This is a genomic window from Haloferax namakaokahaiae, from assembly GCF_042663225.1.
GTDB lineage: Archaea > Halobacteriota > Halobacteria > Halobacteriales > Haloferacaceae > Haloferax > Haloferax namakaokahaiae.
On record NZ_JBHTAA010000005.1, the window covers coordinates 1618114 to 1632183 of the forward strand.

Here is a 14070-nt window from a genome sequence, read left to right on the forward strand (position 1 = left end):
TCGACGGACAGTGGTCGCCTTCCCCTCCGAGCCTTTTAATCGGATGGCGACCGAGCATTGGTCGTGTCCTCCTCGAACGGCCCGCAGGACGAACCACGAACGTGGCGATTTTTCCCCTACGAGGAGCCGTATCCGAACCAACAGGCGGCGATGTCCGGTATCGCCGACGCGCTCGACGACGGTCGAAACGTCCTGCTCGAAGGGGCGACGGGGACGGGAAAGACCATCTCGGCGCTCGTGCCCGCGTTGGAACACGCCCGCGAGCACGACAAGACGGTGGTCATCACGACGAACGTCCACCAGCAGATGCGACAGTTCATCGAAGACGCCCGCGCAATCACGCGCAGCGAGGCGATTCGTGCGGTCGTCTTCCGCGGAAAATCCTCGATGTGCCACATCGAGGTCGGGTTTCAGGAGTGCCAGACGCTCCGCGATACGACCCGGAGTCTGGTCGAGAAGGAGTCCGACAAGGCCGAGTTGGCCACGCAGGCCGAGACGTTGCTCGACCAGATGCGCGAGGGGCAGCAGGGTGCCGCCGACGCTCGCAGCGCCATCACCGACGAACTCGACTCGCTCGAAGACGAACTGAGTGAGATGCGCGGCGGCAACACGTGCGAACACTACTACAACAACCTCACGCAGAACACCGACGAGTTCTTCCAGTGGCTCTTCGACGACGTTCGAACGCCGGACGAGATTTTCAAATACGCCGGTCGGCAGAAGATGTGCGGCTACGAGTTGTTGAAAGAGGGAATGGAAGGTATCGACCTCGTCGTCTGCAACTACCACCACCTGCTCGACCCGATGATACGCGAGCAGTTCTTCCGATGGCTCGGCCGCGACCCCGACGAGGTCATCACCGTCTTCGACGAGGCCCACAACATCGAAGGCGTCGCCCGCGACCACGCGAGTCGGGCGCTGACCGAGAACACGCTCGAAAGCGCCGTCAACGAGTTAGAGGAGGTGGACGACTCGCGGGCCGAGAGCGCCCAGAACGTCATCGAGACGTTCCTCTCCGTGCTCCGTGAGAGCTACGACGAGGCGTTCGGATTCGGCGAGCGCGAGCAGGTCGGCGAGAACTGGTACGACCTCTCGATTGCGAACCGCGGCCGGCGCGACGATTTGACGATGAAGTTCCTCGAGTCCTACGAGGGCCGCGGCATCGACGTGGAGGTCGAACTCGCCTTGCAGTTGGGCAAGCGACTGGACGAGCAGTACGAAGACGAGTACAAAAATGGAGAGTCCACGACGCGACGGGAGTGCCAGACGTTGCAGGCGGCGTCGTTCATCTCCGACTGGATGGAGATGGGCGGCGAGTTGGGTCACCATCCGATGCTCTCGGTGCGCCGCGATTCGGGGACCGAAGAACTCTACGGCCGGGCCGAACTCTACACCTGCATTCCGCGAGCGGTCACCCGCGAGTTGTTCGAAGAGGTCCACGCGAGCATCCTCATGTCGGCGACGTTGCGGCCGTTCGACGTGACCGAAGACACGCTGGGGCTTCCGAATCCGGTGACGATGGCCTACGGTCTGGAGTATCCGGAAGAGAATCGCCGGACGTTCTCGGTGTCGCTCCCGGCGCTCTTTTCGTCGGAACGGGACAACCCGAACACCCAAGAACAAATCGAGGAGGTGCTCGCCGACGCCTCGCGCTTTACGCCCGGCAACACGCTCGTCTTCTTCCCGTCGTACGCCGAAGCGGAGCGCCACCACGAACGCCTCAGGATGCGCTCGGACGTCGAAGACGACCTGTTCTTGGACGAACCGGGCGTCCGCGCCGAGGAGGCGAGAAAGGAGTTCGTCGGAAAGGACGGGGCGGTGCTCCTCACGTCGCTGTGGGGGACGCTCGCCGAGGGGGTGAGTTTCGACGGCGACGACGCGAGAACCGTGGTGGTCGTCGGCGTGCCGTACCCGCACCTCTCCGAGCGCATGGAGGCCGTCCAAGACGCCTACGACCGGGCGTACAAAGGCGTCAAGGACGCCGGCTGGCAGTACGCCGTCGAGATTCCGACCATCAGAAAGACGCGACAGGCGTTGGGTCGGGTGATTCGCTCGCCCGACGACTTCGGGGTTCGCATCCTCGCCGACAAGCGCTACACGCGAGAGAGTTCGTCGATGGGCAAGTACGGCGTCCGCGGGGCGTTCCCGGTCGAAGAGCGCGCAGAGATGGTCGATATCTCGCCGGCGAAACTCAAATTTGCGATGCTCAACTTCTACAACGACCACGACGCCTACGACGGCGCGCCACCGCGGCCGTAGGCGCGACGAGAGCGGGTCGAACCCGGCGAGACATTCATCCGTGTTCAAGCCAACACGAAGCATGAGCACGACCCCTCCCGGACCGAAGGGCGTTCCCTTGTTCGGCGCGAGCAGGCAGTACGCGCGCGACCCGTTTCACTTCCTGACGGCAGTCTCGGAGGCCTACGGCGACGTGATTCACTTCGACCTCGGGCCGTTGGAGACCTACATGCTCACCAACCCCGAAGACATCCAGCGAGTGCTGGTGAGCGAGTCGGCGAAGTTCAGAAAGCCGCGGTTTCAGGACCGAGCAATCGGCGACTTACTCGGTGACGGCCTGTTGATGAGCGAGGGCGCGACGTGGCAGAGACAGCGCCGACTCGCCCAACCCGCCTTCGACGTGCGACGGATTTCGACCATGTCGGAGATGATGACCGACCGCACCGAGTCCATGCTCACTGGCTGGCACGACGGCGACGTCGTGGATATCCAGTTGGAGATGGCCCGTCTCACCGTCGAAATCATCGTCGATGCGATGTTCGGTTCCGACCTCGACGACGAGCGTATCAAACTCGTCCAAGAGCACCTCGAACCGCTCGGCGCACGATTCGAACCCGACCCCCTGCGCTTCCTGATGCCCGACTGGGCGCCGACCCGCGAGAACCGCGACTACAAACACGCGCTGTCGGTGCTCGAAGCGGTCATCTGGGACATCGTGGACGAACGCCGCGGGAGCGAGTACGCCACCGAACCGGCGTCGTCAGTTGCGGGTGAACCGGTCGGCGACGAACCGATGGACCTCCTTTCCATCCTCCTTCGGGCCTACGACGAGGGCGAGCAGACGGAGAAGAACCTCCGCGACGAACTCATGACGATGCTCTTGGCGGGCCACGATACGACCGCCCTCACGCTCACCTACGCGTGGTACCTGCTGTCGCAACATCCTGAGGCCGAAGCCAAACTCCAGCGAGAGTTGGACGAGGTGCTCGGCGGGCGGACGCCGACGTTCGAAGACGTGCGGAAACTGGAGTACACCGAGCGCGTGCTCAACGAGGCGATGCGCCTCTATCCACCAGTATATGTGATGTTCCGCGAGGCGAAGGCCGACGTTCGGCTCGGCGGCTATCGCGTCCCCGAAGGCTCGGCAATCATGCTCCCGCAGTGGGTCGTCCACCGGTCGGAGCGCTGGTGGGACAATCCACTCGAATTCGACCCGGATAGGTGGAAGCCGGAGAACGCGCGGAATCGGCCGCGCTTTGCGTACTTTCCGTTCGGCGGCGGCCCGCGCCACTGCATCGGCAAACACCTCTCGCTGCTCGAAGGGCGACTCATCCTCGGCACCGTCGCCCAAGAGTACGAACTCGACTACATCCGCGACGAACCGTTCAGCCTCCGCGGGTCGCTGACGATGCATCCCCGCGAACCGATGGGGATGCGACTCACGCGTCGAGAGTAGAGAGGATAGGGGGAAGAGAGGAAAGAGAGACCAGCGCCGCCCCGTTAGGCCGGCAGCGAAACCGTCGCCACCGACTCGCGGAACTCGGGGTCGTAGAGTTCGAGTCGGGAGACGGTCCACGTGATGGGGTCGATATCGCGTTCTGCGAGCGCCTGTGCGTCCGCGAGCGACCCACTTCGAGCGAGCGTGACGTGCGGTGTGTAGTTCTCGCCTTCTAATCCTTCGACAGTCCCGAATTCGTCGGTGAGTCGGTCGTGCAGGTCGAAGAGACCGGGACTCTCGATTGCGAGGTAGACGACGGGCGCAGAGCCGACCGGCGGCGACTCGAAGTAGTCGATGCCCGTGACTTGCACTTCGAAGGCGGGCGAACCGCGCAGTGCGTGCCGGAGCGATTCTTGGAGGCGCTTGCGATTCGAGTCTTCGAATCGCTTGCAGACGAGCGTGTGTCGGTCGCGTATCCGGTCGAACGCGGTGAGATACGGAAACAGGTCCGATGCGAGCCGAGAGACCTGGCCGGGAACCGGGACGTTCAGACTGTACACACCCGTCTCTCACGGGTCGAAGAGAAAGACGTATCGACAGCGAGCGCGGTGTGCGCCCAGAAGTCAGATTCGGTCCAGAAACGGTTAGATTCGGTCGAGGAGCCAGAGGACGATGATAGCGATGACCACGAGACCGAGCAGCGGTCGAAGCGGCCCGAGCAACCAGCTAAAGAGGTCGAGAATCTCGCCGACGATTTCGAGACCCACCCAGATGAGCACGAGCACCAGCACGATTCGGACGAGACTATCCGCCTCGAGTTTTCCGCGGTCTGGCAGCATGGAAGGCCCTCAGTCGCTCGAAGCCAAATACTTGGTGGCCGGATAGGTTTACATCCCGCCCGATGCTACGTCAACACATGGACAGCATGTTCTACCAACTCGGGAAACTGTCGTCATCCTCGCCGACGGTTGGCGGTCCTCGTCTCCCGCGTTGGATTGGTCCCCTTGCGATTGCTATCCTCGCGTTCGGTCTCGCCGTCGTCCTCTTGCCGGTGACGCCGGTGACTATCGTCGGGTACGTCCTGCTCGCGCTCGCCATCGCCGCGGTCTACGACGCGGTCGAAATCGTCCAAGCGTACGAGAAGCGGACGCTCACCGTCTTCGGCGGCTATAAGGGAATCCTCGAACCCGGCATCAACTTCGTCCCGCCGTTCGTCTCGAAGACCTACCGCTTCGACATGCGGACCCAGACGCTGGACGTGCCGACCCAAGAGGCCATCACCGAGGACAACTCGCCGGTGACCGCCGACGCCGTCGTCTACATCCGCGTGATGGACCCCGAGCGGGCCTTCCTCGAAGTGGACCACTACAAACGCGCCGTGTCGCTCCTCGCGCAGACGACGCTTCGGGCCGCGCTCGGCGACATGGAACTCGACGACACGCTCGCCCGGCGCGACCAGATCAACTCTCGGATCCGCGTCGAACTCGACGAACCCACCGACGAGTGGGGGGTTCGCGTCGAATCGGTCGAAGTCCGCGAGGTGAAACCCTCGAAAGACGTCGAGAACGCGATGGAACAACAGACCGCCGCCGAGCGCCGTCGCCGTGCCATGATTCTCGAAGCGCAGGGTGCGCGCCGCTCTGCGGTCGAGAAGGCAGAGGGTGACAAGGCGTCGAACGTCATCCGCGCACAGGGGAAGAAAGAGTCCGCCATCCTCCGGGCGCAGGGTGATGCGATTTCGACCGTCCTTCGGGCGAAGTCCGCCGAGTCGATGGGCGAGCGCGCCATCATCGACAAGGGCATGGAGACGCTGGCGAGTATCGGCACGTCGCCCTCGACGACGTACGTCCTCCCGCAGGAACTCACCTCGCTGCTCGGTCGCTACGGAAAGGGCCTGACCGACAGCGCAGTCAAACAGCAACCGAGTCTCGACAGTCTGGCGTTCGACGCAGAGACGCGCGAGTTGCTCGGACTCGACGACATCGACGAACTCATCGGCGAAGTCGAGGCCGCGGAGGCCGCCGCCGAAGCGGAGGCGAGAGCGGGCGTCGATATCGAAATCGAAGACGGCGGCACGGAGATGGAAGAAGAGCGCGAATCGTAGGTGGATTCCCAGACAGACGTCGCGCCGGTCACCAACCAGACGTCGTGCTGGCTACCAGTTGAGTTGGCCACCGGACTGATATTCGGTGACCTGCGTCTCGAAGAAGTTCTTCTCCTTGTTCAAATCGACCTGTTCGGTCATCCACGGGAACGGATTTTCCGTCTCGAACTCGGCGTCCATTCGCAGTTGGCCGAGACGGCGGTCGGCGACGTATTCGACGTATTCGACGAACTGTTCGGCGCTCATCCCGAGTACGTCGGGCGGACACGCCTCGCGGGCGTAGGTCGCTTCGAGCGCTACCGCCTCGACGACGAGTTCCCTGACCTCCGCTTCGAACTCGTCGGTCCAGACGCCGGGGTTCTCGTCTCGAATCGTGTTGATGAGGTCGATACCGAAGTTGAGGTGGAGCGATTCGTCGCGCATGATGTACTCGAACTGCTCGCCGACGCCGACCATCTTCCCGCGGCGCTTGAGCGCGAGCATCGTGGCGAATCCGGCGTAGAAGAACACGCCTTCCATGATGACGTAGAAGCCCACGAGGTCACGCAGGAACGCCCGAAGGTCGTCGTCGGTCTCGATGGTGAAGTCGTCGCGGTCGATTGCTTGGGTCAGTTCGACGACGAACTCGTCTTTGTCCGCGATAGCGGGGATGCGGTCGTACATGCCGTACATGTACTCGGGGTCGAAGCCGAGCGAGTCACAGCAGTAGATGAACGTGTCCGTGTGAATCGCCTCCTCGTAGGCCTGTCGGAGGAGGTACTGGCGACACTCGGGGGAGGTGACGTGGTCGTAGATGGCGAGGACGATGTTGTTGGCCGTGAGCGATTCGGCAGTCGAGAAAAAGCCGAGATTCCACTCGACGAGGCGGCGCTCGGAGTCGGTGAGTTCGCCCGTCTTCCACTGGTGTACGTCGTCGCCCATCGGGACCTCTTCGGGAACCCAGTTGTTGGCGACGCCCTGTTTGTAGTACTCGCGGGCCCAGTCGTAGTCGATTGGCAGTATCTTGTTCGGGTCGTGATGGCTGTCGTTGTTGACGATTGGCATTGTCGGATAGCGAAGGTGGTCGAAGTCGGTTCGGTCGGCACTCACTGACAGGCGTCACACGTCGGGTCTTCGACCGACGGAAGGTCGCACGAACCACTCGTCTCGTCTTCCATGCCGGTCGAATCGGCGTCAGCATCGCCGTCGGTCGAATCGGCATCGTCAGAGACCCGGAACTGCGTGTCGTCGTACTCGCTGGTATCGAGCGTGGACTTCTCTATCTGTGACGCGCCGAGTGTCCGCAGGTAGTAGGTCGTCTTGAGACCGAGTTCCCACGCGGTCTCGTACACGTCGGCGAGGAGTTCGCCGTCGGTACTCGGGAAGAAGACGTTGTGCGACTGGCTTTGGTCGATCCACACCGCGCGCTGGGCGGTGAGATGAAGCAGGTGACGCGGGTCGAGTTCGAACGCGCCGCGGTGGAGTGCTCGAATCTCTTCGGGAATCTCGTCGATATCACCGACAGACCCATCGTGATAGGTCAGCAGGTCGCGCATCTGGTCGTCCCACAGCCCTTCGGCTTCGAGGTCAGAGACGAGGTGTCTGTTGACGACGGTGAAATCGCCGGACATGTTGGACTTCACGTACAGATTCGAGTAGCGCGGTTCGATAGACGGCGTCGTCCCCGCAATCGTGGAGATAGTCGCCGTCGGTGCGACGGCCATCGTATTGGAGTTGCGCATGCCGTGTTCGGCGACGTGGTCGCGGACGTGGTCCCAGTCCAGCGACTCGGTTCGGTCGAGTGGAATCTCGCGGCCGCGCTCGGCTTCGAGCAGGTCCACCGTATCTTGCGGGAAGAGGTTTCGGTCCCACTTCGACCCCTCGTAGGTCTCGTAGGTGCCGCGCTCTTTGGCGAGTTTCGAAGACCCGAGGATGGCGTGATACGCGAGCATCTCGGCGGCGTCGTTGGCGACATCGACGGCTTCGGCGTCGCCCATCGGAACGCCGAGTTCGACGAGCGCTTCGTGAAAGCCCATCATCCCGAGACCGACTGGTCGGTGCCGCATGTTGGAGCGTTCGGCGCGGTCGGTCGGGTAGAAGTTGAGGTCAACGACGTTATCGAGCATTCGCATCGCCGTCTCAACCGTTTCGGCCAGCCTCTCGCGGTCGAACCCGGAGCCATCGCCTGCGACGTGGGCGGCGAGGTTGACAGACCCGAGGTTACAGACGGCGGTCTCTTCCTGCGACGTGTTGAGCGTGATTTCGGTACAGAGGTTCGAGGAGTGGACGGTGCCGACGTGGTCCTGTGGCGAGCGGACGTTACAGGCGTCTTTGAACGTAATCCACGGGTGTCCGGTCTCGAAGAGGCGAGTGAGCATCGTTCGCCAGAGGTCCGCGGCATCGACGCGCTCGAACTGTTCGAGTTCGCCCTCGTCGGCGAGGCGTTCGTACTCCTCGTAGCGCTCTTCGAACGCCGTGCCGTAGGTCTCGTGGAGGTCCGGAACCTCGTTCGGTGAGAAGAGCGTCCACTGTTCGTCGGCCGCGACTCGCTTCATGAAGAGGTCGGGGACCCACGCCGCGGTGTTCATGTCATGGGTTCGCCTGCGCTCGTCGCCGGTGTTTCGCTTCAAGTCGAGGAAGTCACGGAAGTCGAGGTGCCAGCATTCGAGGTACGCCGCGGCCGCGCCACGCCGTTTGCCGGAGCGGTTGATAGCCGAGGTGACGTCGTTCGAAATTTTGAGGAACGGCACCGTACCGGTGGATTCGACGCCCGTCGAGGAGATGAGCGACCCGGCGGCACGGACGTTGGTCCAGTCGTTACCGAGACCACCGGACCACTTCGAGAGGTTCGCGTGCGCCTTGTAGGAGTCGAAGATGTCGTCGAGGTCGTCTTGGACCGTCGTGAGATAGCACGACGAGAGCTGTGGATGGGTGGTTCCGGCGTGGAAGAGCGTCGGCGTCGAAAAGAGGAACCGAAGCGTCGAGAGCAGGTGATAGAACGCTTTGGCCCGCTCCTGTCGCTCGGATTCGTCTTCGCGGAGTGCGATTCCCATCGCCACCCGCATGAAGAACGCTTGGAGGAGTTCCAGTCGGTCGCCGTCGGTCGTCTTGAGGAAGTAGCGCTGGTACAGCGTATCGACGGCCATGTAGTCGAACTGCGAGTCGCGGTCGAGTTCGAGTTCGGCCGCGAGGTCAGCGAGGTCGTAGTCGGCCATTCGGTCGTCGAGCAACTCCGCTTCGACACCCCGTTCGATGTGCTCGACGAACGTCTCGCGGTAGACGCTGTCTCGACTCTCGTCGTCTGGTCGCGTCCCGGCGACTTCCTCGAAGTATCCCTGCAAGAAGACGTCGGCCGCGAGGTCGTCGTACGACGGGTCGCGGTCGATACGGGCGGTGAGAACGTCGGTGACGACGTCGAACAGTTCCGCACGAGATGCGCCGTCGTACAGATTTCGACGTGCCTCGGTACGGACTGCCTCGAACATCTGGTCGGAGAGCGATACACCCGTCCGCGAGACTGCACGGTCGAGAACCGTCCGAATCGCCTCGTCTAACTCGGTCGTTGCTGTGGAACTCATGGTGGGTGAACGACCGGTTCCCAGCGCATCACTCGACAGTGTCGCCACTACAGAACCGCCCGTAGTGGCCCTGTATCGGGTAAAATCGCGGGCGAACCGGCTGTATCACTCTGTCTGCGCGAAGTGGTAAAAGAGTTACCAAGCAGAATTTCAATAATACAAGTGAATTTGTTTTGTGGACGGGTCAGTGCCATCCTCGTTGTACGCTGTAGAGGCGTCTCTGGAGACTTCGTCGAGACGGAGCCGGAGGACTAACGCGAACGTCAGACTCGGAAAGCGGAGTGCCGAGCCGCTCCCTATTCTTCAGCCCGAACCGTCAGCACCGGAGCCGACGACGTTCGAACGACGCGTTCGGTGATACTCCCGATGAGGTAGTGGTCGAGACCGGTTCGGCCGTGTGTCGCCATCACGACCACGTCGATATCGGGGTCGTCGGCGTACTCGGTGATGACCGTGTCCGGAACGCCTTCTTCGACGATTCGTTCCGTGGTGATGTCGTCTGGTAACGCTTCGAGCGCGGCGTCGGCCGCACGTTCGGCGCGTTCGAGTTCGGATTCCTGCCACACGTCGGGTGCGATACCCGACGACGGCGACTCGAATCGGTTGCGTGAGTCGGCGACCGACAGGACGTGAACCGTCGCGTCGGAGGTCCGTGCGAGACTCGCCGCGTGTTCGATAGTCGATTCGGTCGCATCGCTACCGTCGGTGGGGACGAGGATGTTGTCGTACATTGGTTTGACCTAAAAAGCGAGCGTGAGTGTCGTCGGCTTAGATGCCGAGCGCCATCAGGAACAGCGCGAGCGAGATGACGCCGAACAGCACGCCGACGAAGTTTTTGATGGTGTCGGTGTCCAGTGCGTTCGACACGTAGGGAGCGATTTGACCGCCGAGGACCGTCGCGGGGACGGTGAAGACGACCATGTTCCACGGCGTCGAAGCCAGACTGAGCGAGTGGCCGCCGACGAGGCCGCCACCGAAGACGTGGACGAGCGAGGCGAGAATGGCCGTCAGCGCGACGACGATGTGGTTGGTCCCAATCGCAACTCGGACGGGGACTTTGGTGCTGAGCATCGAGATGATACCGAGTTCGCCGGCGCCGAAGCCAGCGAGACCCTGGAAGGTGCCGCCGATGCTGTAGTTGGCGAAGCGGCGCAGGTAGCCGCCACGGTTGTAGCGGTAATCGCCGCCCTCGCGGTCAACGCGGGTGACAGTGCCGTTGTCGTCGGTACGGACGCCCGCAGGGCCGAGTTTGCCGGGGTCGTTCGGGAGGTTGACGGTCCCGCCGTCTGCCGCGGTGGCCTGTCCGGAGTCGGCGTGGCTGCCGGGTTCCTCGTGGTCGAGGTCGGCCTTGAACAGCAGGTAGGCCGCCGCGAGCAGGGCGATACCGAGGAGCGTGTGGAACACCACTTCTGGGATGATAAAGGAAAGCAGTGCACCGCCGACGACGAAGGGCACCGCCCCGCCGACGATGGTGAGTGCGAGTCGGCGGTCAACCAGTCCGTACTGGATGAACGCGATGGACGAACTGGAGAGACCGAACGCCTCGCTGATGAGACCGACCTTCACCAACGTCGCGGGTTCGAGTGGATGCGCGAAGATGGGGAAGATGAAGATGAGGAACGGCACGAACAACGCCGACCCACTAATGCCAACCGTGTTCACGATAGTCGCACCGAGGACGAACACCGGGAACAGCCACCAGTACTGAAGCCAGTAGTCGGTACCGGCGTCAGCAGGGAGTGGTGCCGCGGTAAACACGGTGGCGATGAACAGCACGGGTGCGATGAACACGAGGATGTGCTGATACTTCAGGAACAACTTCTGGACGTGACTGAGAGACTGGGTACTCATGGTTCTGTAGTCGAGTGTTGTGTCAGTGTGCAGCGACACTCGCGCCAGCGGTGTGACGCGAGGAAAACAGACCAGTTACCATACTATCAGCGGAATCGCACCACGTGCTGCCGTCGTCACCCGTCGTGGCCGCCACGACGGGGTCGAAAGTCAGGTCGTTGGAGCGAGGCGACGAACCGACGCATCCTGCGAGCGAGGACACGTGCATCTACGTGATGCCTCCGTTCGGAAGCACGTACTGTGCATCCCATTCGAAGCAGTCGTCCGCCGAGTTGCGGGTCACGGTGACTCGGGCTAAACGAGGGGAGGGTGAAAAGTCTTGATGCCTCGGCCGAATGTGGTACAACGAACACACCGACGCGCGTCGAACTGGCGGCAACTGTTGCACAAACCCTCAGAGAGGTTCAGTCGTCGAACCCGAACGTTCTGCGAATCAGTACCCGCTCGGCGTTGTATGAAAGCCGCGACAGGGATGATTTCGGCGTGAGCCACGCGCACGAATCGATTTCGTCGTCCGCGACGAACGGTCGTTCTTCGACGAGCGTCATGTGCCACACGAAGACGCCTTTCGGGTCGCCATCGACGAGATACTCGTAGCGTCCCGCAAACCGTCCGCACTCCACCGTACAGCGCGTCTCCTCTTCGACTTCTCGAACCGCCGCTTCGACCAACGTCTCGCCCGGTTCGAGTTTGCCTTTCGGAATCGACCAGTCGTCGTATCGGGGTCGGTGGACGAGACAGATTCGGCCGTCAGCGCGTCGAAGCAGGCCGCCCGCGGCGAACGTGACCATCGAAATCAGAACTCGTCGGGTTCCTCGGGTTCGATGCCGTCGTCGAGTCGTTGGATGTCGAACTCGCGTTTGAGGTCGTGAATCCGGTCGCGGATGTCGGCGGCGAGTTCGAATTCGAGGTTGTCGGCGGCCTCTTGCATGCGGTCTTCGAGGAACGCGATTTGCTCGACCGCCTCGTCTTCGTCTTGGGGTTCGTCGCTCGCCACGCCGCGCGAGTGGGTCTTGCTCCCCGGCAGGTTCGTCTCGCCGACTTCTTTCTCGATGGTCTTTGGAACGTGGCCGTGTTCCTCGTTGAACTCCTGTTGGATGCGGCGACGGCGCTGGGTCTCGCCAATCGCGGCGTCCATCGCGTCGGTCACTTCGTCGGCGTAGAGCACGACTTCGCCGTTGACGTTGCGGGCCGCACGACCCATCGTCTGGACGAGCGTCGTCTCGGAGCGGAGGAAGCCCTGCTGGTCGGCGTCGAGGATGGCGACGAGCGAGACTTCGGGAATGTCGAGACCCTCACGAAGCAGGTTGATACCGACGAGTACGTCGATGTCGCCGAGGCGGAGCGACCGGATGAGTTCGTGTCGTTCGAGCGTGTCTGTCTCGTCGTGCATGTAGGCCACGTCGATGCCGGACTCTTCGAGGTAGTCGGTCAGGTCCTCGGCCATGCGTTTGGTGAGGGTGGTCACGAGGACGCGCTCGTCGCGGTCGATACGGTCGGAGATGCGAGCCATCAGGTCGTCCACCTGTCCGGTCGCTTCCGCGACTTCCACCTTCGGGTCCACGAGGTGGGTCGGACGAACGATTTGCTCGACGATTTGTTGGGAGTGTTCGTACTCGTAATCGCTGGGGGTCGCGGAGACGAACAACGCCTGTCCGATGCGCTCTTCGAACTCTTCGAAGGTCAGCGGGCGGTTGTCGTAGGCGGTGGGCAGGCGAAAGCCGTTCTCCACGAGCGAGTCCTTTCGGGACTTGTCGCCGCCGTACTGGCCCTTGATTTGCGGGAGCGTGACGTGCGATTCGTCAACGACGGTGAGGAAGTCGTCGGGGAAGTAATCGAGCAGCGTGTAGGGAGCGTCGCCGGGTTCGCGGTCCGAGAGGTGGACCGAGTAGTTCTCGATACCCGAACAGTGGCCCGTCTCGCGCATCATCTCGATGTCGAAGGTGGTTCGCTCCTCGATTCGCTGGGCGGCGACGAGGTCGCCCTGTCGCTGGAAGTAGCGGACGCGGTCCTCCATGAGTTCCTCGATTTCGCCGATGGCGGTCTCGAGTTTCTCGTCGGGAATCGAGTAGTGGACCGCCGGGTGGACGAGGACGGCCGGTTCGGAGGATTTGACCTCGCCCTGTAGGGGGTCGAGTTTCAGCATGCGGTCGATTTCGTCGCCCCAGAACTCGATGCGGAGGGCAAAGCGGCCGTACATCGGGAACACTTCGACGGTGTCGCCGCGGACGCGGAAGGTGCCCTGTTGGAAGTCCACGTCGTTGCGCTCGTAGTTGAGGTCCACCAGTTTTCGAAGGAGCTCGTCGCGGTCGAGTTGCTCGCCGACCTCCAGTCGGAGCGCCATGTCGGTGTACGTCTTCGGGTCACCCAAACCGTAGATTGCCGAGACGGAAGCGACCACGATGACGTCGTCGCGGGTGAGGAGCGAACGGGTCGCAGAGTGGCGCAGGCGCTCGATTTCCTCGTTGATGGACATGTCCTTGTCGATGTAGGTGTCGGTCTGTTCGATGTACGCCTCGGGTTGGTAGTAGTCGTAGTAGGAGACGAAGTACTCGACGGCGTTGTCCGGAAAGAGGGATTTGAACTCCTCGTACAACTGGGCGGCGAGCGTCTTGTTGTGGGCGAGGACGAGCGTCGGTTTTTGAATCTCTTCGAGAAGCCACGACACCGTGTTCGTCTTGCCGGAACCGGTGACGCCGAGGAGGGTCTGGACGTCTGCGCCCTCGCGGTACCCCTGTGCCAGTTGCTCGATTGCCTCGGGTTGGTCACCCGCCGGGTCGAAGGGGGCATCGACGCGGAATTCGCGCTCTACGTCGGGTCTATCGGCCGAGAGGGGACCGGACTCGCTCATTGACAGGTGTTGGGTGTCGGCGTACTTGAGC

11 protein-coding genes are annotated in these 14070 nt (G+C 62.5%); 3 read left to right on the plus strand and 8 right to left on the minus strand.

The window, feature by feature from the left end:
* Window positions 1-63 precede the first annotated feature (63 nt).
* Window positions 64-2259 carry an ATP-dependent DNA helicase gene (locus ACFQJC_RS16180; protein WP_390225294.1) on the plus strand — a complete coding sequence of 732 codons (2196 nt, stop codon included), beginning with the start codon at window positions 64-66 and terminating at the stop codon, window positions 2257-2259.
* A 61-nt stretch (window positions 2260-2320) separates the two neighbouring features.
* Window positions 2321-3694, plus strand: coding sequence for a cytochrome P450 (locus ACFQJC_RS16185; RefSeq protein ID WP_390225296.1), 1374 nt, complete (start codon window positions 2321-2323; stop codon window positions 3692-3694).
* Window positions 3695-3738: 44 nt separating this feature from the next.
* On the opposite strand, the gene ACFQJC_RS16190 is transcribed toward ACFQJC_RS16185, so the two are convergent.
* Together ACFQJC_RS16190 and ACFQJC_RS16195 are read right to left on the minus strand one after the other, a co-directional pair.
* The gene (locus ACFQJC_RS16190; RefSeq protein ID WP_390225298.1) at window positions 3739-4236 is read right to left on the minus strand and encodes a 2'-5' RNA ligase family protein; all 498 of its coding nucleotides are present in this window, start codon (window positions 4234-4236) and stop codon (window positions 3739-3741) included.
* Between the two features lie 84 nt (window positions 4237-4320).
* Window positions 4321-4515 carry a DUF7554 family protein gene (locus ACFQJC_RS16195; protein ID WP_390225300.1) on the minus strand — a complete coding sequence of 65 codons (195 nt, stop codon included), beginning with the start codon at window positions 4513-4515 and terminating at the stop codon, window positions 4321-4323.
* 77 nt (window positions 4516-4592) lie between these two features.
* Between ACFQJC_RS16195 and ACFQJC_RS16200 the strand changes: the two genes are divergently transcribed.
* Window positions 4593-5780, plus strand: a complete 1188-nt coding sequence (locus tag ACFQJC_RS16200) for an SPFH domain-containing protein (protein WP_390225302.1) — start codon at window positions 4593-4595, stop codon at window positions 5778-5780.
* A gap of 51 nt (window positions 5781-5831) precedes the next feature.
* On the opposite strand, the gene ACFQJC_RS16205 is transcribed toward ACFQJC_RS16200, so the two are convergent.
* The 6 genes from ACFQJC_RS16205 to uvrB form a co-directional block, all read right to left on the minus strand.
* Window positions 5832-6824, minus strand: a complete 993-nt coding sequence (locus ACFQJC_RS16205; RefSeq protein WP_390225656.1) for a ribonucleotide-diphosphate reductase subunit beta — start codon at window positions 6822-6824, stop codon at window positions 5832-5834.
* Window positions 6825-6865: 41 nt separating this feature from the next.
* The gene (locus ACFQJC_RS16210; RefSeq protein ID WP_390225304.1) at window positions 6866-9337 is read right to left on the minus strand and encodes a ribonucleoside-diphosphate reductase subunit alpha; all 2472 of its coding nucleotides are present in this window, start codon (window positions 9335-9337) and stop codon (window positions 6866-6868) included.
* A gap of 296 nt (window positions 9338-9633) precedes the next feature.
* Complete coding sequence (locus ACFQJC_RS16215; protein WP_390225306.1) at window positions 9634-10068, minus strand: universal stress protein; 435 nt, start codon at window positions 10066-10068, stop codon at window positions 9634-9636.
* 37 nt (window positions 10069-10105) lie between these two features.
* Complete coding sequence (locus tag ACFQJC_RS16220) at window positions 10106-11188, minus strand: sulfite exporter TauE/SafE family protein (RefSeq protein WP_390225309.1); 1083 nt, start codon at window positions 11186-11188, stop codon at window positions 10106-10108.
* Window positions 11189-11592: 404 nt separating this feature from the next.
* Entirely contained in the window at window positions 11593-11979 is a 387-nt protein-coding gene (locus ACFQJC_RS16225; RefSeq protein WP_390225311.1) for an NUDIX domain-containing protein, read from the minus strand.
* Window positions 11980-11984: 5 nt separating this feature from the next.
* Entirely contained in the window at window positions 11985-14039 is a 2055-nt protein-coding gene (uvrB, locus tag ACFQJC_RS16230) for an excinuclease ABC subunit UvrB (protein WP_390225313.1), read from the minus strand.
* Window positions 14040-14070 lie beyond the last annotated feature (31 nt).